General features: G+C 57.9%; 18 protein-coding genes, 2 tRNA genes and 3 rRNA genes. All 23 read right to left on the bottom strand.

Going from position 1 to position 24,445, the window contains the following annotated elements; genetic code table 11:
- Positions 1–70: 70 nt before the first annotated feature.
- On the bottom strand, positions 71–1,354 hold the full coding sequence (gene serS / locus EAV92_RS20030; protein WP_123042731.1) for a serine--tRNA ligase: 1,284 nt from the start codon (positions 1,352–1,354) through the stop codon (positions 71–73).
- Positions 1,355–1,366: 12 nt separating this feature from the next.
- Positions 1,367–1,939: a pyridoxal 5'-phosphate synthase glutaminase subunit PdxT gene (gene pdxT / locus EAV92_RS20025; protein WP_123042730.1), complete on the bottom strand. Its 573-nt coding sequence runs from the start codon at positions 1,937–1,939 to the stop codon at positions 1,367–1,369.
- A 129-nt stretch (positions 1,940–2,068) separates the two neighbouring features.
- Positions 2,069–2,953 (bottom strand): pyridoxal 5'-phosphate synthase lyase subunit PdxS, encoded by an 885-nt coding sequence (pdxS, locus tag EAV92_RS20020; RefSeq protein WP_206424339.1) that lies wholly within the window; start codon positions 2,951–2,953, stop codon positions 2,069–2,071.
- Positions 2,954–3,026: 73 nt separating this feature from the next.
- Positions 3,027–4,367 carry a D-alanyl-D-alanine carboxypeptidase family protein gene (locus EAV92_RS20015; protein ID WP_123042728.1) on the bottom strand — a complete coding sequence of 447 codons (1,341 nt, stop codon included), beginning with the start codon at positions 4,365–4,367 and terminating at the stop codon, positions 3,027–3,029.
- 163 nt (positions 4,368–4,530) lie between these two features.
- On the bottom strand, positions 4,531–5,988 hold the full coding sequence (gene guaB / locus EAV92_RS20010) for an IMP dehydrogenase (RefSeq protein WP_123043824.1): 1,458 nt from the start codon (positions 5,986–5,988) through the stop codon (positions 4,531–4,533).
- Between the two features lie 155 nt (positions 5,989–6,143).
- The gene (locus EAV92_RS20005; RefSeq protein ID WP_123042727.1) at positions 6,144–7,358 is read right to left on the bottom strand and encodes a putative glycoside hydrolase; all 1,215 of its coding nucleotides are present in this window, start codon (positions 7,356–7,358) and stop codon (positions 6,144–6,146) included.
- A 209-nt stretch (positions 7,359–7,567) separates the two neighbouring features.
- A 23S ribosomal RNA gene (locus EAV92_RS20000) occupies positions 7,568–10,608 on the bottom strand.
- 203 nt (positions 10,609–10,811) lie between these two features.
- A tRNA-Ala gene (locus EAV92_RS19995) sits at positions 10,812–10,887 on the bottom strand.
- 16 nt (positions 10,888–10,903) lie between these two features.
- A tRNA-Ile gene (locus EAV92_RS19990) sits at positions 10,904–10,980 on the bottom strand.
- Positions 10,981–11,017: 37 nt separating this feature from the next.
- A 5S ribosomal RNA gene (rrf, locus tag EAV92_RS19985) occupies positions 11,018–11,134 on the bottom strand.
- A 135-nt stretch (positions 11,135–11,269) separates the two neighbouring features.
- A 16S ribosomal RNA gene (locus tag EAV92_RS19980) occupies positions 11,270–12,822 on the bottom strand.
- Together the 16S, 23S and 5S rRNA genes with 2 tRNA genes alongside form the textbook arrangement of a ribosomal RNA operon.
- A gap of 264 nt (positions 12,823–13,086) precedes the next feature.
- The gene (lysS, locus tag EAV92_RS19975) at positions 13,087–14,601 is read right to left on the bottom strand and encodes a lysine--tRNA ligase (RefSeq protein WP_123042726.1); all 1,515 of its coding nucleotides are present in this window, start codon (positions 14,599–14,601) and stop codon (positions 13,087–13,089) included.
- A 95-nt stretch (positions 14,602–14,696) separates the two neighbouring features.
- Positions 14,697–15,173: a transcription elongation factor GreA gene (gene greA / locus EAV92_RS19970; RefSeq protein WP_123042725.1), complete on the bottom strand. Its 477-nt coding sequence runs from the start codon at positions 15,171–15,173 to the stop codon at positions 14,697–14,699.
- A 191-nt stretch (positions 15,174–15,364) separates the two neighbouring features.
- The gene (gene dusB / locus EAV92_RS19965; protein WP_123042724.1) at positions 15,365–16,393 is read right to left on the bottom strand and encodes a tRNA dihydrouridine synthase DusB; all 1,029 of its coding nucleotides are present in this window, start codon (positions 16,391–16,393) and stop codon (positions 15,365–15,367) included.
- Positions 16,394–16,409: 16 nt separating this feature from the next.
- Positions 16,410–16,904, bottom strand: a complete 495-nt coding sequence (folK, locus tag EAV92_RS19960; protein ID WP_123043823.1) for a 2-amino-4-hydroxy-6-hydroxymethyldihydropteridine diphosphokinase — start codon at positions 16,902–16,904, stop codon at positions 16,410–16,412.
- A gap of 5 nt (positions 16,905–16,909) precedes the next feature.
- Complete coding sequence (gene folB / locus EAV92_RS19955) at positions 16,910–17,302, bottom strand: dihydroneopterin aldolase (protein ID WP_123042723.1); 393 nt, start codon at positions 17,300–17,302, stop codon at positions 16,910–16,912.
- Complete coding sequence (gene folP, locus EAV92_RS19950; protein ID WP_123042722.1) at positions 17,302–18,159, bottom strand: dihydropteroate synthase; 858 nt, start codon at positions 18,157–18,159, stop codon at positions 17,302–17,304. The genes folB and folP overlap by 1 nt, the downstream gene beginning before the upstream one ends.
- Positions 18,156–19,040: an aminodeoxychorismate lyase gene (gene pabC, locus EAV92_RS19945; RefSeq protein WP_123042721.1), complete on the bottom strand. Its 885-nt coding sequence runs from the start codon at positions 19,038–19,040 to the stop codon at positions 18,156–18,158. The genes folP and pabC overlap by 4 nt, the downstream gene beginning before the upstream one ends.
- Positions 19,037–19,618, bottom strand: coding sequence for an aminodeoxychorismate/anthranilate synthase component II (gene pabA / locus EAV92_RS19940; RefSeq protein WP_123042720.1), 582 nt, complete (start codon positions 19,616–19,618; stop codon positions 19,037–19,039). The genes pabC and pabA overlap by 4 nt, the downstream gene beginning before the upstream one ends.
- A 20-nt stretch (positions 19,619–19,638) precedes the next feature.
- Positions 19,639–21,228, bottom strand: a complete 1,590-nt coding sequence (locus tag EAV92_RS19935; RefSeq protein WP_123042719.1) for an anthranilate synthase component I family protein — start codon at positions 21,226–21,228, stop codon at positions 19,639–19,641.
- Between the two features lie 158 nt (positions 21,229–21,386).
- The gene (gene cysK / locus EAV92_RS19930) at positions 21,387–22,328 is read right to left on the bottom strand and encodes a cysteine synthase A (protein ID WP_123042718.1); all 942 of its coding nucleotides are present in this window, start codon (positions 22,326–22,328) and stop codon (positions 21,387–21,389) included.
- A gap of 140 nt (positions 22,329–22,468) precedes the next feature.
- A complete protein-coding gene (locus EAV92_RS19925) occupies positions 22,469–23,461 on the bottom strand; it encodes a peptidyl-prolyl cis-trans isomerase (protein ID WP_123042717.1) in 993 nt (330 codons plus the stop codon).
- A gap of 5 nt (positions 23,462–23,466) precedes the next feature.
- Entirely contained in the window at positions 23,467–24,363 is an 897-nt protein-coding gene (gene hslO, locus EAV92_RS19920) for an Hsp33 family molecular chaperone HslO (RefSeq protein WP_123042716.1), read from the bottom strand.
- Positions 24,364–24,445: the final 82 nt, after the last annotated feature.

The raw sequence follows: 24,445 nt of genomic DNA, 5'->3' as shown, positions 1-24,445 counted from the left end.
TGATATGGGCAGATCAAGCCCAAACAGGCGAAATCTGCCCCGTAATCATATCACATGCCCGAATCTCGCATCAACCCCTGGGACCGATTACCTCGTTACCGCCCATATACGGACGGAGCGCTTCGGGAATGGTCACCGTTCCGTCGGCGTTCTGGTAATTTTCGATCAGCGCCGCGACGGTGCGGCCGACGGCCAGTCCCGATCCGTTCAGCGTATGCACGAATTCCGGCTTCGCGCCCGCTTCCGGACGATAGCGGATGCCCGCGCGCCGTGCCTGGAAATCTCCCATGTTCGAGCAGGAAGAGATTTCGCGGTACACGCCGGCGCTCGGAATCCACACTTCGAGGTCGTAGGTCTTCGTGGAGCCGAAGCCCATGTCTCCCGTGCAAAGCAGCAGCACCCGGTAAGGCAGGCCGAGCAGCTGCAGTACGCGCTCCGCATGGCCGGTCATCTGCTCCAGCATGTCGAAGGAAGAATCCGGAGCGGACAGTTTCACGAGTTCGACTTTGTTGAACTGGTGCTGGCGGATAAGACCGCGGGTATCGCGTCCGGCCGAGCCCGCTTCCGAGCGGAAGCAGCTGCTGTAGGCGACGAAACGCTTCGGCAGATCTTCCGCGGACAGGATCTCTTCCCGATGGAAATTCGTTACCGGCACTTCCGCCGTCGGAATCAAATAGTAATCGGAGTTTTCCAGCTTGAACAGGTCCTCGGCGAACTTCGGCAGCTGGCCCGTTCCGACGAGGCTGTCCCGATTGACGATATAAGGAGGCAAAATTTCCTCGTAGCCATGGCGGTCCGAGTGCAGGTCCATCATGAAGTTGATCAATGCCCTCTCGAGCCGGGCTCCGAGGCCTTTATAGAATACGAAACGAGCGCCGGTCACTTTGGCGGCGGCTTCGAAATCGAGGATTCCGAGCTCCGAAGCGATATCCCAGTGCGGCTTCGGTTCGAAATCGAACGTCCGCGGGGTCCCTTCCCTGCGGAGTTCGACGTTGTCCTCCTCCGACGCGCCGACCGGCACCGATTCGTGCGGCATGTTCGGCACGGATAGGAGCATCAGGTCCATTTCCGCCTCGATCACGCGCACTTCGTCGTCGAGCTGCTTGATGCGGTCGCCCACTTCGCGCATCTCGGCGATCAGGTCGTCGGCGTTGCCGCCGGATTTCTTGAGCTTCGCCACTTCCTGGGACACGACGTTGCGGCGATTCTTCAGCTGCTCGCTTTCGCTCAGCTTCTCGCGGCGCGCGGTGTCGTATTCCGGAAATTTGGAGATCAGCTCGAGCGAAGCGCCGCGGTTCTTCAGCGATTGCGCCACGCGGTCAAAATCGGTCCGAAGCAATTTGACATCCAGCATGGGAATTCCCCCTTATCGAGCTTGGCGGGCCATATCCAGGAACAGCCCGTGCAAGCGGTAATCGTCGGTCAATTCGGGATGGAAGGAAGAGACGAGCAGGTTGTCCTGCTTCGCGGCCACGATCTCGTCCTTATAGGCAGAGAGCACTTCCACGTTCCCTCCGACTTCCTTGATCAAGGGAGCCCGGATGAACACCGCGCGAAGCGGCGTTTCGATCCCCTTGACGTCCAGCTCGGTCTCGAAGCTTTCACGCTGGCGGCCGAAGGCGTTCCGGGCTACCGTCATGTTCATCAGCCCCAGATGCGCTTCTTCTCCGCTCTCCAGGCGTTCCGCCAACACGATCAGGCCTGCGCAGGTGCCGAAAAGCGGCTTTCCCTTGCCTGCGAAATCGCGAACGGCTTCCATGAACCCGTATTTGCGCATCAGCTTGCCGATCGTCGTGCTTTCCCCGCCGGGGATGATCAGCCCGTCCAATTCATCCAGCTGCTCCGTACGTTTCACCGCAACGCCTTCCCCGCCGGCCAGGTTGATGCTGCGGATATGTTCGGCGACCGCTCCTTGCAGCGCCAGCACACCGATTTTCATATAAGGTCCCTTCCCCTCGCTCTTACGGTAAACCAATCACGGCGGCCCCCCTTGCCGGCCGATGAGGGCCGAACGGGAAGCCGCCGGATGGCAACAATCTCGTGTTGAATCGGTCAGGCTCCGTGCAGCTTAGATGCCGCGGTCCTGCATGCGTTGAGAGGATTCCAGCTTGGAAATCTCAATGCCTTTCATCGGAGCGCCCAGGTTTTTCGAAACGCGGGCGATCAGTCCGTAGTCATCATAATGCGTCGTGGCTTCCACGATCGCGCGGGCGAATTTCTCCGGATTTTCGGATTTGAAAATCCCCGATCCGACGAACACGCCGTCCGCGCCGAGGTGCATCATCAGCGCCGCGTCTGCAGGCGTCGCTACGCCGCCGGCGGCGAAGTTGACGACCGGCAAACGGCCGGTTTCATGCACGCCAAGCAGCAGGTCGTACGGAACGCCCAGCGTTTTGGCTTCATGGTACAGCTCGTCCTTGGACAGGTTCTGTACCTTGCGGATTTGGCCCATGATCAGGCGAAGGTGGCGGACCGCTTCGACGACGTTGCCGGTTCCCGGCTCGCCTTTCGTGCGAAGCATCGACGCCCCTTCCTGAATGCGGCGAAGCGCCTCGCCGAGGTCTTTCGCGCCGCAAACGAACGGTACCGTAAATTCAGCTTTGCTGATGTGGAACACTTCGTCCGCAGGGGTCAGCACTTCGCTCTCGTCGATGTAATCGACGCCCAGCGATTCCAGTACTTTCGCTTCGACGTAATGTCCGATCCGGGCTTTCGCCATAACCGGAATGCTGACGACTTTCATGACTTCCTCGACGATCGTCGGATCGGCCATGCGCGCTACGCCGCCGGCTGCCCGAATATCGGACGGAACGCGTTCCAGCGCCATGACGGCGGTTGCTCCAGCCGCTTCGGCGATTTTAGCTTGCTCGGCGCTCATGACGTCCATGATGACGCCGCCTTTTTGCATTTCGGCCATGCCGCGTTTGACTCTCGAAGTTCCCGTTTCCATGATCCATGCCTCCCGAAGATTCTAACTCTTGATTTTACAGCAAGGTTTACCAATAGGCAACCTATTAAGTCGGGATTTAGAAAAGACCGACGATTCCTTTAAACAGCGAGGAGAAGAAGTGGCCGATACCGCGGAAGAACAGGCTCAGCCATCCGGCCTTGTTCACGTCGTCGTTCGCCACCATATCGACGGTTGCCGTCATTTCTTTGCCGGTTGCGGGATCGGTGTACTTGACGGTAGCGGTCCCCACTTTGTCGCCTTGCTTCACCGGAGCCGGAAGCGGATCCTGGTTCGCTTTAATCGTCGATTCCGTGATGTTGACCGTCGAGCCTTTCGGCGCCATGATCGTAACGTCTTGTCCCGTGACGACTGGTACGCTGGAATGCTTGCCCTTGCTGACTTTCAGGGTTTCGATGCCTTTCAGGGGCGTCTTGGCTTCCACGATCGTCTTCTTCTCGAAATTGTTGAAGCCGTAATCGAACAGCTTCGCCGTCTCCAGGAATCGTGTTCCGTCGTACAGCCCGCCCGGAACGTTCATCACGACCGCGATCAGCCGCGTGCCGTTGCGGAGCGACGTACCCGTAAAGCAGTTACCGGCCGTCGGCGTATGGCCCGTCTTCAAGCCGTCAACGCCCGGATACGCGAATTTGCGGAAGTTCGGAATGTTTTTGTTGGATTCCAGCATCCAGTTCCAGTTCGGCGTAGAGGTTTTGTCCCTCTCCCGGAATTTCAGGCTCGGGATCTTCGACACCTCGAGGAACTGAGGCATTTCCTTCAAAATGTGGTACGCAAGAGTTGCGGAATCGCGGGCGGACATCATCGTCTCGCCGCCGCCCGATGGACGGAAGTTCTTGGGCATATCCGCAACGTCAAGTCCGGTCGTGTTGACGAAGTGGGTGTTTTTCATGCCGAGCTGCTGCGCGGTCTCGTTCATTTGCTCGACGAAGGCCTGCTCGGATCCTCCCAGAAACTCGGCCAGCTGTACGGTGGCGTCGTTCGCGGAGGCGACCGCCATGGCGACGTACAGTTCCTTGACCGTATGTTTCTCGCCTTTGGCCAAGAATACGCGGCTGCCGACTTGTGCGGCGGCATTCTCGCCCGTGGTCACGACGTCGTCCCATTTGATTTTGCCCTGTTCGACGGCTTTTTCCACGAGATACTCGGTCATCATTTTCGCCATGCTCGCGGGAGGCAGCTTGTCGTCCGCATTATGCTCGTACAGGACTTGTCCCGTCTCCGCATCCATCAGGAAAGCGGCTTGCGCGTTCAATTGAAGATCGGGCATAGAGGATGCCGCCGCGGCGGACGCGGATCCGGCAAACAGCATCATGGACAACATACCGAACAAAACGGACATGGAGACGAAGCGTTTGGAGATAGATGGCAAACGACGATACGGTGTATGAGGACGGTTCAAAACGTTCTCTCCCTTTTCGATAAATTACGACCTTCATTGTAACATAAGGGAATAGGCGAGAAAAAAGGCTTTCGAATCAATTCCAGCATTTCGCTGGAGATGGAAAAAATAAAACCGCAGGACCGGCGATACCGGCGATCCTGCGGCTTTCATGGCTGCGGAATTATAAGGAATAGTTAGGCGCTTCTTTGGTGATTTGGACGTCGTGCGGATGGCTCTCGCGAAGTCCCGCGCCCGTAATACGGACGAATTCGGTGTCGTTCTTGAGCTCTTCGATCGTGCCCGTGCCGCAATAGCCCATGCCCGAACGGAGACCGCCGATCAACTGATGAATCGTATCCTTGAGCGGCCCTTTGTAAGGCACGCGGCCCTCGATGCCTTCCGGAACGAGCTTGCTCTCGTTCTCTTGGAAGTAACGGTCCTTGCTGCCTTCCTTCATGGCGCCGATGGAGCCCATTCCGCGGTACGACTTGTACCGGCGGCCTTGGTAAATTTCCGATTCGCCGGGGCTTTCTTCCGTGCCCGCGAACAAGCTGCCGAGCATGACCGCGCTCGCTCCCGCCGCGATGGCTTTGGTGACTTCGCCGGAATACTTGATGCCGCCGTCCGCGATAATCGGAACGTTATATTCCCGCGCCACGGTGGCGCAATCGTAAATGGCCGTGATTTGCGGTACACCGATGCCGGCGACGATCCGCGTCGTGCAGATGGAGCCCGGCCCGATGCCGACTTTGACGATCGAGGCCCCGGCTTCGATCAGCTCGCGGGTCGCTTCGCCCGTCGCCACGTTGCCCGCCACGATCGGCAATTCCGGATACTTGTCGCGAAGCTTGCGCACCATCGACACGATGTCGATGTGGTGACCGTGCGCGGAGTCGACGACCAGCAGATCGATCCCCGCCTGAATCACCGCTTCGGCCCGCTCGAACGTATCTTTCGATACGCCTACCGCCGCTCCGACGAGCAGCCGTCCGTGTTGGTCTTTCGCCGCGTGCGGGAACTGGATCGCTTTTTCGATATCCTTGATCGTAATCAAGCCCTTGAGCGTGTTCGTTTCGTCCACGAGCGGCAGCTTCTCGATCTTGTGCTTCTGAAGAATGACCTCCGCTTCCTGGAGCGTCGTGCCTACCGGGGCGGTGACCAGATTGTCGCGCGTCATCACGCTGTCGATCTTGATGGAATAATCATGCACGAAACGCAAGTCGCGATTGGTGAGGATCCCGACCAGCTTGCCTTCTCCGTCCACGATCGGAACACCCGAAATGCGATACTTGCCCATCAGTTCTTCCGCGTCATATACGTGATGGTCCGGGGTCAGCGAGAAGGGATTGGTGATAACCCCGCTCTCCGAACGTTTCACCCGGTCGACTTCTTCCGCTTGCTGAGCTACCGACATGTTCTTATGAATGATGCCGATGCCGCCTTCCCGGGCGATGGCGATCGCCAAAGCCGATTCCGTGACCGTGTCCATTCCCGCGCTGATCAACGGAATGTTCAGCTTTACGGAAGGACTGAGCCTGGTTGACACGTCTACGTCCCGGGGAAGAATCGTCGATTTCCTGGGGATGAGCAGCACGTCGTCAAACGTGAGTCCTTCCTTGGCGAATTTGTTCTGCCACACGAGCATTTCCCTCCTTTGCCGGCTGCTTGCCGGACCATGTCTCCGATTGATTATAGGCAATCTTAGCAGAGGCACCTGGGGCTGTCAAGAACAATCCCGGTGCCGGAAAACCGCGCCGTTCGGGCGAATTTCGCGAATATTCCGACCATATCGGATCAGAAAACCGGGTACCGGCTGGACGAATTCCAAATCAGGTAAGAAGGAAAACCGGCTTGTTTGGCCGCTCGGATCTGCTCCCGAATTTGGTCCGGCCCATAGACCTGATGGGGTTGAACCCAAGACGCCGTAAATCCTTGGAGCCAGGGCCTGACGTCCGCCGGCTTCTTCCCTTGCCGACGAAGAACTTTATTCCGCTTGGACGCGTCTTGCATGGCCTTCGTCACGATAGGACCAGGGGTCAGATCAGGATTCGGGATCCCCCACGTTCCGTTGTTGTAGTGAGAGGGATATACCATCGGGGACAGCACGTCCGACACCGGCGCAAGATCGACCCAGCGCTGACCGATCCCCATATCCGAAGTGGTCGACCCGACCATCCCGAAAACGTCCGCCGATACGCGCAATCCGCGCGCGTGGGCTTCCCCTGCGGCATACCTCAGGAATTGGCGGATCGCCTCGCTTTTGCTGCGCCCGCGGGAGTATGGGTAGGCGATCTCCCGGTCCCTATTCGCTGCGATATCCGGAAAACGTACGTAATCGAACTGCACCTCGTCGAATCCGGCAGCCGCCGCCTCTTGGGCGAGTGCGGCCGGATATGCCCAAGCCTCCTCGTTGTACGGGTCAAGCCAGGCATGCCCGCGTCGATCGGTCCATACGGTGCCGTCCTTACGTTTCAACGCCAGATCAGGCCGCGCAAGGGCCGCTTCTGAATCCTTAAAGGACACGATCCTTGCGATCACATAGACCCGGCGGCTTTTGAGATCGCGGACAACCGCACGCAGGCGCCGGGCGGCGGGCGTTTCCGACCGAACGAAGCGCTTTGCATCGGAAGTACGGGTGAGCGACAGAAGCCGCGCTCCGCTGTTGACGTCAAGCACGACGGCGTTGAGCTCGGTGTTGTTGAGCAACGCATGGATCGACTTCATCTTGGAGCCGGACAGAGCAGCGAAGGTGGATACGTAAATGCCGCGGACGCTCTGTCTCGGGGGATTCGGCACGAACGGTGCCGCCGCACCGATCGCAATGCGCCTTTGTAAGTCCGTCGTTTTCGATTTGACCGTAAAACGTACGGGCTGCGATACAGTCGTTCCCTTAGATGCGACGGGCTCGGCCAGATCAGGACCATCCTCCCGCGTGCAGCCCGGCAATACCAAAGCGGTGAAGACGAAAACGACGAGAATCAACAGGTTCCGGGCAGTCGGTGTCGGCATGGAACGTTCGCCTCCTGGCAGCCGTTTTCCTTAGTGTGGCTGCGTTCGGCCGAACCTGTGATGTAAGATTGCTGGGAAAAGAGGAAATGAAAAAAGCACCTTCCGTCGAATGACGGAAAGTGCTTTAACGGTTTATAGGCTTGCGCCCTGAAAACCGGATAGCGAAACGTGAAAGCAGTGCTGAAGAAACAATCACCTGTGTTACTGCGTAGGATAAGCCCTCGACCGATTAGTACCCGTCAGCTGCACGCGTTGCCGCGCTTCCACCCCGGGCCTATCAACCTGGTGTTCTTCCAGGGGTCTTACGAATTGGGAAATCTCATCTTGAGGCGGGCTTCGCGCTTAGATGCTTTCAGCGCTTATCCCTCCCGCACTTGGCTACCCAGCGGTGCTCCTGGCGGAACAACTGGTACACCAGCGGTGCGTCCATCCCGGTCCTCTCGTACTAAGGACAGCCCCTCTCAAATTTCCTACGCCCGCGACAGATAGGGACCGAACTGTCTCACGACGTTCTGAACCCAGCTCGCGTACCGCTTTAATGGGCGAACAGCCCAACCCTTGGGACCTACTTCAGCCCCAGGATGCGATGAGCCGACATCGAGGTGCCAAACCTCCCCGTCGATGTGGACTCTTGGGGGAGATAAGCCTGTTATCCCCAGGGTAGCTTTTATCCGTTGAGCGATGGCCCTTCCATTCGGTACCACCGGATCACTAAGCCCGACTTTCGTCCCTGCTCGACTTGTTGGTCTCGCAGTCAAGCTCCCTTATGCCTTTGCACTCTTCGCGCGATTTCCAACCGCGCTGAGGGAACCTTGGGGCGCCTCCGTTACTTTTTAGGAGGCGACCGCCCCAGTCAAACTGCCCGCCTGACACGGTCCCTTCACCGGATTCACGGTGACAGGTTAGAACTCCGATACGATCAGGGTGGTATCCCAACGTCGCCTCCACCGAAGCTGGCGCTCCGGCTTCCAAGGCTCCCACCTATCCTGTACAGACCGTACCAAAGTCCAATATCAAGCTGCAGTAAAGCTCCATGGGGTCTTTCCGTCACGTCGCGGGTAACCTGCATCTTCACAGGTACTAAAATTTCACCGGATCTCTCGTTGAGACAGCGCCCAAGATCGTTACGCCATTCGTGCGGGTCAGAATTTACCTGACAAGGAATTTCGCTACCTTAGGACCGTTATAGTTACGGCCGCCGTTTACTGGGGCTTCGGTTCACAGCTTCGGGTTGCCCCTAACCGCTCCCCTTAACCTTCCAGCACCGGGCAGGCGTCAGCCCGTATACTTCGCCTTACGGCTTCGCACAGACCTGTGTTTTTGCTAAACAGTCGCTTGGGCCTCTTCACTGCGGCCCCCTCGCGCTATTCACGCTACCGGGGCACCCCTTCTCCCGAAGTTACGGGGTCATTTTGCCGAGTTCCTTAACGAGAGTTCTTCCGCGCGCCTTAGAATTTTCATCTCGCCTACCTGTGTCGGTTTACGGTACGGGCACCTTCGCCTGGCTAGAGGCTTTTCTCGGCAGCGTGAGCACAAGACCTTCGGTACTGCAATTTTCCCTCCCCATCACAGCTCAAGGTTATAGTGTGCGGATTTGCCTGCACACACCCCTCACTGCTTGGACGAGCTATTCCATCAGCTCGCGTCTTTGCCCTCCTGCGTCCCCCCATCGCTCGTAACGGCTTACGGTGGTACAGGAATTTCAACCTGTTGTCCTTCGACTACGCCTTTCGGCCTCGCCTTAGGTCCCGACTTACCCTGGGCGGACGAACCTTCCCCAGGAACCCTTAGGCTTTCGGCGGACAAGATTCTCACTTGTCTTTTCGTTACTCATACCGGCATTCTCACTTGTATGCAGTCCACCAGTCCTTCCGGTCTGACTTCAACCCGCATACAACGCTCCCCTACCCAAGTCGTAGCCTTCACTTCACTCTGGTGTGTTTAGCTGGGGCATTTGGTCAGAATCCTTGAACGACCTCTAAGGTCGATTCTGACTAATGTCCCGGTGCCAACCAGAACAAAGTGAAGACTACGACATGCCATAGCTTCGGTGGTGTGTTTAGCCCCGTTACATTTTCGGCGCAGAGTCACTCGACCAGTGAGCTATTACGCACTCTTTAAATGGTGGCTGCTTCTAAGCCAACATCCTGGTTGTCTTCGCAACTCCACATCCTTTCCCACTTAACACACACTTGGGGACCTTAGCTGATGATCTGGGCTCTTTCCCTCTTGACGACGGATCTTAGCACTCGCCGTCTGACTCCCGAGTACACATCCATGGCATTCGGAGTTTGACTGGACTTGGTAACCCTTGGCGGGCCCCGCACCCAATCAGTGCTCTACCTCCATGATGCTAAACCTCGAGGCTAGCCCTAAAGCTATTTCGGGGAGAACCAGCTATCTCCGAGTTCGATTGGAATTTCTCCCCTACCCCCACGTCATCCCAGAGCTTTTCAACGCTCACGAGTTCGGGCCTCCAGTGCGTATTACCGCACCTTCACCCTGCACAGGGGTAGATCACACGGTTTCGGGTCTACGACCACGTACTTAAGCGCCCTATTCAGACTCGGTTTCCCTTCGGCTCCGCCTCTACAGCTTAACCTTGCACGTGAACGTAACTCGCCGGTTCATTCTACAAAAGGCACGCCATCACCCATTAATCGGGCTCTGACTTCTTGTAAGCGCACGGTTTCAGGTTCTTTTTCACTCCGCTCCCGCGGTGCTTTTCACCTTTCCCTCACGGTACTGCTTCACTATCGGTCGCCAGGGAGTATTTAGCCTTGGCAGATGGTCCTGCCGGATTCCCACGGGGTTTCACGTGTCCCGCGGTACTCGGGATCCGTCTCGGAGAGAGCAGGCTTTTGGCTACAGGGCTCTTACCTTCTATAGCGGGACTTTCCAGTCCTCTTCGCCTAACCTGCTCTTTTATCACTCCATGTGAGACGTCCCACAACCCCAGGGAGCAAGCTCCCTGGTTTGGGCTAATCCGCTTTCGCTCGCCGCTACTGACGGAATCACTCTTGTTTTCTTCTCCTCCAGGTACTTAGATGTTTCAGTTCCCTGGGTGTGCCTCTTCATGAGCTATGGATTCACTCATGAGTAACTGCGCATTACCGCAGCTGGGTTTCCCCATTCGGAGATCCCCGGATCAACGCCCACTTACGGCTCCCCGAGGCATATCGCTGTTCGTCGCGTCCTTCGTCGGCTCCTGGCGCCTAGGCATCCACCGTGCGCCCTTATTAGCTTAACCTTTGCTGCAATCACAAGGATCACAGTTGCAGTCAAGACACAAGGTGCTTGATGTTTTCTTCAGCGCATTGCTTTCGTTTCGCTATCCAGTTTTCAAGGTGCAATTCCTTCGCTGCCTCATCGGCAGGAAGATCATCTTATCACGGCTGGCTTCGTCGCTCAACCCACAAAAGTTGGCAATTCGCTTCGCCGATAAGAATCGAATGGTGGAGACGAGGAGGATCGAACTCCTGACCCCCTGCGTGCAAGGCAGGTGCTCTCCCAGCTGAGCTACGTCCCCATAGGGTAATGAAATTTGGTTGGCCTTAGTGGACTCGAACCACCGACCTCACCCTTATCAGGGGTGCGCTCTAACCAGCTGAGCTAAAGGCCAATATTGTCAGGCCATGAAAAAGACCCATAATGGGCCTGCCTGGCGGCGTCCTACTCTCCCAGGACCCTTCGGTCCAAGTACCATTGGCGCTGGAGGGCTTAACGGTCGTGTTCGGGATGGGTACGCGTGGAACCCCTCCGCCATTACCACCAGACAGGTTGCGCATGTCGCCAAACGATGCGCGGTATTCAATTGAAGGAGGCTTGCTCCCCCAAAACTGAACTCGAGCGTAATACGTGCCACTCCTGCAAGCAGGATGTGGACTTTACTGCCCCGAAGGGCTCCTTAGAAAGGAGGTGATCCAGCCGCACCTTCCGATACGGCTACCTTGTTACGACTTCACCCCAATCATCTACCCCACCTTCGACGGCTGGCTCCTTGCGGTTACCCCACCGGCTTCGGGTGTTGTAAACTCTCGTGGTGTGACGGGCGGTGTGTACAAGACCCGGGAACGTATTCACCGCGGCATGCTGATCCGCGATTACTAGCAATTCCGACTTCATGCAGGCGAGTTGCAGCCTGCAATCCGAACTGAGACCGGCTTTGCTGGGATTGGCTCCGCCTCGCGGCTTCGCGACCCGTTGTACCGGCCATTGTAGTACGTGTGTAGCCCAGGTCATAAGGGGCATGATGATTTGACGTCATCCCCGCCTTCCTCCGGTTTGTCACCGGCAGTCAGCCTAGAGTGCCCACCATAACGTGCTGGCAACTAAGCTCAAGGGTTGCGCTCGTTGCGGGACTTAACCCAACATCTCACGACACGAGCTGACGACAACCATGCACCACCTGTCTCCCCTGTCCCGAAGGCCGCCTCTATCTCTAGAGGATTCAGGGGGATGTCAAGACCTGGTAAGGTTCTTCGCGTTGCTTCGAATTAAACCACATACTCCACTGCTTGTGCGGGTCCCCGTCAATTCCTTTGAGTTTCAGTCTTGCGACCGTACTCCCCAGGCGGAGTGCTTAATGTGTTAACTTCGGCACCGAGGGGTGGACCCCCCCGACACCTAGCACTCATCGTTTACGGCGTGGACTACCAGGGTATCTAATCCTGTTTGCTCCCCACGCTTTCGCGCCTCAGCGTCAGTTACAGTCCAGAGAGCCGCCTTCGCCACTGGTGTTCCTCCACATCTCTACGCATTTCACCGCTACACGTGGAATTCCGCTCTCCTCTTCTGCACTCAAGTTTCCCAGTTTCCAGTGCATCACGGGGTTGAGCCCCGCACTTAGACACCAGACTTAAGAAACCGCCTGCGCGCGCTTTACGCCCAATAATTCCGGACAACGCTTGCCCCCTACGTATTACCGCGGCTGCTGGCACGTAGTTAGCCGGGGCTTTCTTCTCAGGTACCGTCACCCAAGGAGCAGTTACTCTCCCTGGCGTTCTTCCCTGGCAACAGAGCTTTACGACCCGAAGGCCTTCCTCACTCACGCGGCGTTGCTCCATCAGACTTGCGTCCATTGTGGAAGATTCCCTACTGCTGCCTCCCGTAGGAGTCTGGGCCGTGTCTCAGTCCCAGTGTGGCCGTTCACCCTCTCAGGTCGGCTACGCATCGTCGCCTTGGTGGGCCGTTACCTCACCAACTAGCTAATGCGCCGCAGGCCCATCCATAAGCCACAGCTTGCGCCGTGTTTCCCAGCAAGATCATGCGACCTCGCTGCGTATCCGGTCTTAGCATTCGTTTCCGAATGTTATCCCGGTCTTATGGGCAGGTTGCCTACGTGTTACTCACCCGTCCGCCGCTAACCTCTTCGGGAGCAAGCTCCCTCAGAGATCCGCTCGACTTGCATGTATTAGGCACGCCGCCAGCGTTCGTCCTGAGCCAGGATCAAACTCTCCATAAAGGTAAAACCTTATTGAAGAGCCTTGAAGGCTCAAAAGTTAAAGCTGGTTTGTTCGAGCCGAAGCTCAAACCGTATTACGCTCGATGTTCAGTTTTCAAGGAGCAATCTACTCAGCTCGAAAGCCTTTCGTATAGCGCCGCTCACGAAGCGGCTTAAATAATATATCACGGTCGCCTATCGGATGCAACCCTTTTTGAGCTGGTTATTTTCGTTAAATAGAAAACCGCCCGCCAATCGGCGAGCGGCTCACAATGAGACATCCTATTAATCGTCGGCCCGCTCCCGCATGTGCGGGAACAGCAGCACGTCGCGGATCGACGGCGAGTCGGTCAGCAGCATGACCAGACGGTCCACGCCGATTCCCAAGCCGCCGGTCGGCGGCATGCCGTACTCGAGCGCGCGGATGAAGTCTTCATCCATCTCGTGCGCCTCGTCGTTGCCCGCGGCTTTCTCCTGCAGCTGCGCCTCGAAACGCTGGCGCTGGTCGATCGGATCGTTCAGCTCGGTGAACGCATTCGCATGCTCCCTCGCCACGATGAACAGCTCGAACCGGTCGGTAAACCGCGGATCCTTGTCGTTCTTCTTCGCGAGCGGGGAAATGTCAACCGGATGTCCGGTGACGAACGTCGGCTGAATGAGCGTATGCTCGACGAATGTTTCGAAAAACGCGTTGACGATATGGCCGAACGCCATATGAGGTTCAACCGGAACTTTATGCTCTTTGGCCAACCGGTGCGCTTCATCGTTCGTCATCTGCGCGGTGAAGTCGATGCCGACGGCTTCGCGGATCAATTCCATCATCGACACCCGGCGCCACGGCGGCGCAAGATCGACCTCTTGGCCTTGATAGTTGATCTTCGTCGTGCCAAGCACCTCTTGCGCGATGTGGGCGATGAGGTTTTCGGTCAGGTCCATGATATCCTTATAGTCCGCATAAGCTTCATACAGCTCGATCATCGTGAACTCGGGGTTGTGCCGCGTCGAAATGCCTTCGTTCCGGTATACCCGGCCGATCTCGTACACTTTCTCCAGCCCGCCGACGATCAGACGCTTCAGGTGAAGCTCGATCGCGATCCGCATGTACAGCTGCATGTCCAGCGCGTTATGGTGCGTAATGAACGGACGCGCTGCCGCGCCGCCCGCGATGGCATGAAGCGTCGGCGTCTCGACTTCGAGATAGCCGCGGCTGTCCAAATAACGGCGCATCGACTGGATGATTTTCGAACGGGCAATGAACGTTTTCTGCACTTCGGGGCTGACGATCAAGTCGACGTACCGCTGGCGGTACCGCGTTTCTACGTCTTTCAGGCCGTGGAACTTGTCCGGCAGCGGAAGCAGCGACTTCGTGAGCACGGTCAGTTCCTTTACTTTCACCGACGTTTCACCCGTCTTCGTCTTGAAAACGACGCCGTGAACGCCGACCATGTCGCCGATGTCGAGCAGGTCGAACGCCGCGAATTGGTTGCCCGGCACCGTGTCCTGGCGGACGTAGATTTGAATTTTGCCGCTCAAATCCTGAATGTGCGCGAAGGCGGCCTTGCCCATGCCGCGTTTCTGCATGATCCGGCCGGCTATGCTGACCTCGATCGCACGCGACTCCAGCTCCTCTTGGGAGAGCTCGCCGTATGCGGACAGAATGTCCCCCGCCTGGGTCGTGCGGACGAATTTCGAACCGAAAGGATCGACGCCGAGATCCCGCAGCTCATCCAGTTTGTTGCGCCGAATCTGCAGCAATTCGCTAAGCTCTGCCGATTCCGTGTTGTTTTCCGTATGTTCCATGTCGGATTCTCCTTCTTTCTAACCTCTCATACAACCAAAAAAGCTTCCGGAGGAAGCTTTTTTGCGTTGTCTGCGCTTGCGCCGGCAAGGCTGAATCACTTCTTGATATCGACGATTTTGTATTGGATAATGCCCGCAGGAACGTTGACTTCGACGGTCGTGCCTTTTTTCTTGCCGATAATCGCTCTGCCCACTGGGCTTTCGTTGGAAATCTTGTTCTGACCGGGATCAGATTCGGCCGTGCCGACGATCGTGTATTCCATCGTATCGCCGAATTCGAGGTCTTCCACGATAACGGTGGAACCGATGCCAACCGTCTCAAGGTCGATCTCGTCGTTATTGATGATGCGCGCGTTGCGGAGCATTTTCTCCAGCGTGATGATGCGGCCTTCGATGAATGCTTGTTCGTTCTTCGCATCCTCGTATTCCGAGTTCTCGCTGATATCTCCGTATCCGATCGCGATCTTGATGCGCTCGGCCACTTCGCGGCGTTTGACCGACTTCAGGTTCTCAAGCTCCTCTTCCAGCTTTTTGAGCCCGTCGGGGGTCAGAAGGACTTCTTTATCGCTCATCTCACCGATCTCCTGTCGTGGATAGGGTTAACTGCAACGTCTGATTACTCCAATATATGGCGCTTCCGCGTGGTCATGACACCGAAGGGAGGGGACCGGAAGATCCGGTCTGCCCTTGCGAATATTGGTACTGATTATATTTCAACCCCTCAAAAATGTCAATTCACGGAAAAGCCCGCCGGGGCGCGTCCTCAGTGCACGAGAAGGTTTCCGGAATCGCTCTCGTTCTGCGGTTCCCGGGCCATGTCTTCCTCCACCGACCGTACGTATTCGGTCAGCATCGACACGACGGCTTCGCGCGCCGTGAGCTCCATGATTGTGTCCTTCACCTTATGCGCGTTGGGCAGTCCTTTGAGGTACCACGCCAAATGCTTGCGCATTTCACGTACGGCCTGGCCCTCGCCTTTGAGGTTGACCAACCGGTCGAGATGAAGCACCGCAATGCGGATCTTCTCGCTCGGCGCCGGTTCCGGCAGCATTTCGCCCCGCGTCAGGTAGTGAACGGTGCGGTACAGCATCCAAGGATTGCCGAGCGCGCCGCGCCCGATCATCACTCCGTCGGCTCCCGTATGCTCGAGCAAGCGTTTGGCATCTTCCGGGGCGAACACGTCTCCGTTGCCGATGACGGGAATCGACACGGCCTGTTTAACGTCCCTTATAATATCCCAGTTCGCTTTGCCGGTATACAATTGTTCCCTGGTCCGTCCATGCACGCTCACCGCGGCGCCGCCCGCGCGTTCGACGGCCTGCGCGTTCTCCACGGCGTAAACGTGCTGGTCGTCCCAGCCGATCCGCATTTTGACCGTCACCGGTTTCTTCGCCGCTTCGACCGCGTAAGACACCATGTCGTAAATCTTATTCGGGTCGAGCAGCCAACGGGCGCCGGCATCGCATTTGGTGACCTTCGGTACCGGGCAGCCCATGTTGATGTCGATGATATCCGCGTTCGTGTTTTCGTCCACGTATTTCACGGCCGCGACGAGCGATTCCTTGTCGCCTCCGAAAATCTGCAGGCTGAGCGGCTTCTCCCGCTCGTCGACGAACAGCATCTCCATCGTCCGCTGGTTCCCGTGAAGGATCGCTTTATCGCTCACCATTTCCGCGCAGACGAGACCGCACCCGAATTCCTTGGCGATCAGCCGGAACGCCGGGTTGCAGACGCCCGCCATCGGGGCCAGCACGACGTTGTTGTTCATTTCTATGTTGCCGATCTTAAGCACAATGGCAACTCCTTCCTTATCGGGGCTCGTCCAGGCGGCCCCGCGGTTTGATTCCGGCCGCTTCCTGTTCGGCCGCGCCTACGGAGCTTTCCCAGGGGAAAGCTTTACCCGCAGGCCATACATCCTTCAGAGGAACCAACACGAACGCCCGCTCCCCCATGCGGGGATGCGGGAGCGTCAGTTCCTCCGATTCCATCCGGGCTCCTTCGTACAGCAACAAATCCAGATCGATCGTCCGCGGACCCCATCGGATGTCCCTTACGCGGCCCATGTCCTTCTCGATCGCAAGCAGCGTGCGCAGCAGTTCGGCGGGAGCCAATTCCGTCTCCACGGCCGCCGCCATATTCAGAAAAGCCGGCTGGTCGGCATACCCGACCGGATCCGTCTCGTATACGCCGGAAATCCCCAGCACTCGCACTCCCGGCACGGCCGCCATGCGGCGAAGCGCTTCCGAGAGGGAAGCTTCCCTGTCGCCCAGGTTGGCGCCCAGCGCCACGTAAGCCAACTTCAAATCCGTCAATCCTTTGCGGGAATCACGTTGCCGCCGCCATCCCGGCGTCTTCGAAGTTCCACGGTCACTCCATCGAAAGTGATGTCGAACGGCGGATTCGGCTTCGTTACCGATACCGTGGCTTCGTTGATAATAGTATACGTACCGAGTACCGCGTTCGCAATCTTTTCGGCCAGCGCCTCGATCAGCTTGACCGGAGCCCCTTCGACAATGGCTTTCACCGTCGAATGGATTTCGGCATAGTTCACGGTGTCCGCCACGTCGTCCGAACGAGCCGCCTTCGTCAGATCCAGTCGAAGGTCCAGATCCACGTAAAATTTTTGGCCGAGCTTGTTTTCTTCCGGAAAAACCCCGTGGTAGCCGTAAAACACCATCCGTTTAAGAACCATTTTGTCCATCATTCCACACCCCTTGCCGATGACTTGTATACGATCGCGTCGGTCATCGCCGCCACGCGTTTCATCTGTTTCACGTCGTGGACCCGAATGATCTGGCAGCCTTGCGCGATCCCGAGCGCTTGGGTAGCCGCCGTCCCTTCGAGCGCATCCGAGGCTTCCACGCCCAGCGTCCGCCGAATGAACGTTTTGCGCGAAGTCCCGAGCAGCACGGGATAGCCGAGCCGCACGATTTCGTCCAGTCGGCCCATCAGCTCAAGGTTCTCGTCGTAATCCTTCGCGAAACCGATGCCCGGATCCAGCCAAATGTTCTCGTCCGACACGCCGGCGGCTTTCGCCCGGGCGACCGATGCCAACAAATCCTCAATGACGTCCGGCACGAAATCGGCGTAATCCCGGCTTTCCCGATTGTGCGTCAAAATAACCGGACAGCCGTATTCCGCGGAAACCGCTGCGATTCGGTGATCGCGTTTGAAGCCCCAAACGTCGTTCACGATGTGGGCTCCCGCTTCCAGCGCCTGCCGGGCGGTTTCCGCTTTGTATGTATCGATGCTGATCGGCAAGCGGACCGCTTCCCGGATCGCCCGAATGGCGGGAACGACGCGGCGCAGTTCTTCCTCGAGCGATACCGGATCATGGCCGGGCCGCGTCGATTCGCCTCCGATGTCGATGATATCCGCGCCTTCGGCCTCTAGCTGGCGTGCCCGCTCGACCGCAGCTTCCACGGCGTCGTACCTTCCTCCGTCGGAGAACGAATCCGGCGTCACATTCAAAATACCCATGATGAGCGTTCTTCGACCCAGCTCCAGGCGCAAACCGCCTTCAAAGGCGTAACTTCTATCGTAAAATGTCGGGTTCATCGCTCTAAACTCCCTTCGGCGGCGCGGCGGTACCGTTCCATCCATTGCCGGGTGACGGAGTTCGCTTCCGCTGATGCGTAACGGGAAACCGTTAGCCCCCGGTCGTCCTCGAGCGTAGTGACCGGTACGATTTCCTGAATCGAATTGGTGAGAAACACTTCATCCGCCCGAAGAAGGTCCTCGAACGGATAAAGACCTTCCTTCACCGGATACCCGGAAGACGCCGCCAACTCCATGAGGTATTCCCGGGTAATACCCGGCAAGGGACCCGCTGCCGTTGAAGGCGTATGCAAGACGCCGTCCGACAGCCAGAACACATTGCTCACGATTCCTTCGCACACGTTCCCCGCCGCGTCCAGGAACAATCCTTCCGCACCGGGACCTGCCCCGCCCTCCGCTAACTCCCGCTTGGCAAGGATATTGTTCATATAATGGAAAGATTTTAACCGGATCTCCCCTTCCGTCGAGCTCCGTCGCAGATGCAGCAGCCGCAGCGTCTTGGCGGACCGGTTGTCCGGCCGGTCCGGCGCGAGCTCTTTGGCGTAGACGATTTCCGTCGGCGTTTCATAGGGACCCGTCGGCAAACCGACGGCTCCTTCTCCCGCGGAAACCGACCAGCGAATATAGGCATCCTCCAGCCCGGAAGCGGCCAGCAGCCGGGCTACGCCTTCGCGCATCCGCTCCGCGTCCGGCTCGTACGAGATACCGAGCAGCCTGCAGCTGTCGGCGAGCCGCGCCGCATGCCGCTCGAGCAGCCAAGGCTGACCGTCATAGGTGCGGAAGGTTTCGAACAGGCCCATTCCGTACAAAAAGCCGTGATCGAATGCAGAGATCACGGCTTCCTTGCTGTCTATGATTCGGCCGTTCCGAAGGACGTTCATGCCCGGACGCCTTTCTTATAAGCCAGAAAGTTGCGGAGCATGCGCAGCCCGTTGTCGGTCATGATCGATTCGGGATGGAACTGAACGCCCTCCACCACGTACTCCTTATGCCGCAAGCCCATGATTTCGCCGTCATCCGTCTCGGCGGAAATCTCCAGGCAATCCGGCAGCGTATCCCGCTTCACGACGAGGGAATGGTAACGCGTGGCCGTGAACGGGGACGGAAGCCCTTCGAAAACGGTGCGCCCGTCATTCGTGATTTCCGACGTTTTGCCGTGCATCAGCTTGTCCGCGCGGACGACCTCTCCGCCGAAAGCCTGGCCGATCGATTGGTGGCCGAGACACACGCCGAGAATGGGGATGCGGCCTTTAAAACGCTCGATCAGCGAGAGGCTGATGCCGGCTTCGTTCGGCGTACAAGGGCCGGGCGAAATGAGGATGTGGTCCGGCTTCATATCCTCGATCTCTTCCAAGGTGATTTCGTCGTTGCGATGTACGGCGATTTCTTCCCCGAGTTCCCCCAAGTATTGGACCAAGTTATAAGTAAAAGAATCGTAATTGTCGATCACCAAAATCATCGTTCGTTCCTCCCCTTCGTTCAGGCCGGCGGCCGGGACGGCCGATCTTGTCCTTCCGCGTACCGCTGCCCGTACTGTACGGCCTTCCAAAGCGCTTTGGCTTTGTTCAGGCACTCGTAAAATTCCCGATTCGGATCGGAATCAATGACGATTCCCGCTCCCGCCTGGATGTGACAAACCCCGTCCTTGACGGCGATCGTACGGATAATAATATTAAATTCCATATTCCCGGCGTAGTCAATCCATCCCATGGAGCCCGTGTACGGCCCCCGGCGGACCGGCTCCAGTTCTTCTATGATTTCCATCGTGCGGATTTTCGGCGCTCCGGTGATCGTGCCGCCCGGGAACACCGCCGCCACGACATCGAAAGCGTCCTTGCCGGGAGACAGCCGGGCTTCCACCTGCGACACGAGATGCATGACGTGGGAATAGCGCTCGACCGTCATCAGCTCCGGCACCTTCACCGTGCCGTACGCCGCCACCCGTCCCAAGTCGTTGCGCTCCAGATCGACCAGCATCACGTGTTCGGCCCGTTCTTTCTCGTTCGAGCGCAGCTCATCCTCCATCGCCTTATCCTCTTCCGGCGTGCGGCCGCGGCGCCTTGTCCCGGCAATCGGGCGTGTGGACAGCTTGCCTTCGTCCAGCTTGACCAACAGCTCGGGAGATGCGCTGACCAAGGCGAAGTTCGGCGTGCGCAGCATGCCCATGTACGGGGAGGGGTTCACGAGCCGAAGCCACTCGTACAGCTCCTCGGCGGGGAGGCCCGCCGCCACGCTCTGCCTGAGCGACAGATTGACCTGAAACGCGTCTCCCTGCGCGATATAATCCTGGATCCGCCGAACCGCATTTTCGAACGCGCCCTTGCTCATCGATGTCGCCAGTCCGGGAATGCGCTCCACTTCGATTTGCAGCAGATCTTCTTCTAAAAAGGAACGCATCGTCCGAAGCCGGCTCTCGGTTTCCGGCTCTTCGGAGACGGCGCACCATGACCGCCATTGCCGTTCCATCTCGTCGGCCGCCCGTTCCGCTTCCACATAAAGCCGCTCTAAATACTCATCGTCGTTCGGGGCATCGGCCGGCACGCGCATATGGACTGCCAGGTAGACGGCCTGCTCTCTGTGATCGGCGATCCACAGTCGCTCGTAACGTTGGAACGCGAAATCCGGCAGCCCCAAATCATCCGATGCCGCGACAGGCAGTTTTTCCAAGCTCCGTACCGTGTCGTAAGACCAGAAGCCGAACGCTCCTCCGCAGCAATCCGGAAGCCCTTCCGGACGGGGAGCGCTCCATCCCGTCATCCAGGAACGCACGAGATCCAGAGGCGCTCCTTCGAGAGAGCCCTGATCCGCCCATTCCTTACCGTCCCAAGAAGAGATGCGGGCCTTGTTTCCCTTCCCTTCGATAACCTCCACAGGTTGGAGGCCGGCCATCGTATAACGTGCGCCTTTCCCGCTTTCCAAGACGCAACCATAAGCGGAGGCATCGCTCCAAAACCGATCCCACACGACCGGCAGCAGCCTTCCTTCAGCCGCCCGGATCATGCGTACATAAGGAAGCAACGTATAGGAGCCTTGCCACTCCCTCCATTGCTCCAACGTAATCCTGTTCATTGCGCCCACCTTCGCCTTTGCTCATCCGACCCTTGTCCGTTCATCCGTCCGAACCGTTCCTTAGAGGATACCACCCCGACCGACCTCTGCCAAGACAAGAAAAAATGACAAAACCGCCCATGCTGTGCATGGACGGTTTAGGATCGCGTTTGAGCGTATTAGTTGTCGAAGTTGAACAGCGGCGTGCTGAGGTAACGTTCGCCGTTGGACGGAACGACCGCAACGACGCGTTTGCCTTCGCCGAGTTCTTTGGCCACTTTCAACGCAGCGAAGATCGCAGCGCCGGAAGAAATGCCGCAAAGGATGCCTTCTTGTTTGGCAGCCGCACGCGCGGTTTCGAACGCGTCTTCGTTCTCGATGGTGATGACGCCGTCGTAGATTTCGCGGTCCAGGATGTCCGGAACGAAGTTCGCGCCGATGCCTTGGATTTTATGCGGGCCCGGTTTGCCGCCGGACAGCAGCGGGGAAGCGGAAGGCTCGACCGCGTAAATTTTGACGTTCGGGAAGTTCTTTTTCAGCACTTCGCCGGCGCCGGTAATCGTACCGCCCGTACCGATGCCCGCGATGAACGCGTCCAGCTTGCCGTCGAGGGAGTTGATGGCTTCGACGATTTCCGGACCGGTCGTTTCGCGGTGGATCTTCACGTTGTCGGGGTTTTTGAACTGTTGCGGCATGAAGTAGTCTTTGTTCTCGGCCGTGATTTCTTCGGCTTTCTTAACGGCGCCGTTCATGCCTTCCGAACCCGGCGTCAGCACGAGTTCCGCGCCGTAAGCGCGAAGCAGGTTGCGACGCTCCAAGCTCATCGTTTCGGGCATGACCAGAATGGCGCGGTAGCCTTTAGCCGCTGCGACCATGGCCAGACCGATACCGGTGTTGCCGCTCGTCGGTTCGACGATCGTCGTAACGCCCGGCTTGATGTCGCCGCGCTTCTCGGCTTCCTCGATCATGCTGATGGCGATGCGGTCTTTCACGCTGGCGCCCGGGTTTTGGTACTCCAGCTTGACGTAAATTTCCGCGCTGCCGGCAGGAACGAGGCGGTTCAAACGCACGAGCGGCGTATCGCCGATCAGCTCGGTAATGCTGTTCACAATCTTAGCCATGAATAATTCCCTCCCGATAAGTTGCGACTGCTAGCCGCACGATGCTTAATCCGACTAAATCAGTCGGCTTTTGTCTGCTTTCATCTTATCAACCCAAACAGGGAATGTCAATAGCTGGCTGTCTGGCAAAGGCTTGCTCCCTATCGCTCTGAAGGCAGCTTCAGCTTGGGATCGAGCGTCTTTGCCTGATACTTGGCGAGCAGGGATTGCTCCAAATCATGCATGGAGGGAGCCTTCTCGAGCGCCAGCCGTCTGGCGATCTCATCCTTAACGGACTCGTAATCTTTGCCCTCTACGATCTTCCTTCCGTTGAGCAAGAGTACGACATAGCCTTGATCCGTTTGGATCGGCCCGGCGGCTTCGCCGACTTGAATCCGACTGGCCGCCGAAATCAACTTCGCATCCTGCAGCGGATCGGTTTCGTCGACCCAGCCCAGATTCCCGCCGCTGTCCGCCGTCATGCCATCCATCGAATATTGTTTCGCCAGCGCCGCGAAATCGGTTCCGGCTTCCAACTTGCCGAGAACCTCGTTGGCCTCTTTTTCCGTGCCCGTCAGAATCCAGGCCAATTCATACTGCTTGCGCGGGCCGTATTCCTTCTTATGGTCTGCATAATAGCGCCGGATATCCGACTCCGGGACGTGGATCCCCCGGACCGTCAGCTTTTCCAGCAAAACCCGGTACCTGGCGTCTTCCTTCACCGCTTCCCGGTCCATGCCCAGCTGCTGCAGCATGGAATCGTAAAACTCTTGTTCGCTCCCGTAACCTTCGCTCATCCCGCTGATTTCCCGCTCGATCTCTTCGTCGTCGGCAGAGAATCCCAGTTTGGCCGACTCCTGATTGACCGCTTCGTGCAGCATCATCTCCCGAAGCACTTCCGCTCCATAACCGGAGAGCAGACGCTCGGTCAATTCGGACCTCGTAATCTTCTTGCCTCCGACTTCCGCAACGGCTTCATCCGCCGCCGACGCCGCCAAACTCCCAGACGGAGACGGAGACGGAGACGATGACGGGGACGGCGGCTGGCCGGAGTTCTCGCCGGAGGAGCCGATCGCGCATCCCGTCGTTCCCACGGTCAACGAGACAAGGGCAGACCAAACGAGCCGCTTCAGCGGCATTGTCCTGACGCCCATCCGTTTCAAACTCCCTTCGGGGTCCTCTCCGAAGCGCGCCGATGAAGCTCTTCCAGTTCCTCGGCCGTGAATTTGTAGGTCTCGTTGCAGAAATGGCAGAGCACATCGGCTTTCCCGTCTTCGTCGATCAGGCTTCGAAGCTCATCGGGACCCAATGTGATCAGCGTTCTCTCCACCCGCTCGCGCGAGCATTGGCAGCGGAACACCGGTTCGATCGTTTCATGGATCGTCAGATCGTCGCCTACGAGATATTTGAGAATGCCCTCGGGCGTTTCTCCTTGATCCAACAGCGCGGTGACATGCGGCATCGCGGAAACCGCGGCTTCCAGCCGCTGCAGCTGATCTTCCGGCAGACCCGGCAGCACTTGGACGATCAGTCCACCGGCATGGATGACGGAATTATCCGTGTCCACCAGCACGCCGAGGCCGACGACGGACGGAATCTGCTCCGACTCCGCGAAGTAATAGGTGAAATCCTCGCCGAGCTCGCCCGATACGATCGGGACGCTGCCGCGGTAAGGCTCGCGCATGCCGATATCCTTGATGACGTTCAAATAGCCGCTCGTGCCGACGGCGCCGGCCACGTCCAACTTACCGAACTTGTTGCTCGGGAGGTGCACATGGGGATAATCCACGTATCCCCGCACTTCGCCGCGCGCGTTCGCGTCGACGACGATTTGCCCCAGCGGCCCGTCGCCCTTTACTTGGATCGTCAGTTTTCCTTCGTCCTTCAGCATGACGCCCATCATCGCGCCGGCGGTAGCGGCTCTGCCGAGCGCGGCCGTTGCGGTCGGGAACGTGTCGTGCCTTCTCTGAAGCTCGGAGACGAGCTGGGTCGTCCGGGCCGCGAACACCCGGATGCCGCCGTTCCATGCCGTTCCTCGAACCAATTCGTCTTTCATCACTTCCGTTATACCCCTTTCCAGTCAAAAACGACTTCGCGGTCCCGCAGCAGGACTGAGAATGTCGTTTTCGTCGCCGCTA

Source organism: Cohnella candidum (genome assembly GCF_003713065.1).
Lineage (GTDB): Bacteria > Bacillota > Bacilli > Paenibacillales > Paenibacillaceae > Cohnella > Cohnella candidum.
This window is presented reverse-complemented; position numbering and strand designations above follow the sequence as displayed.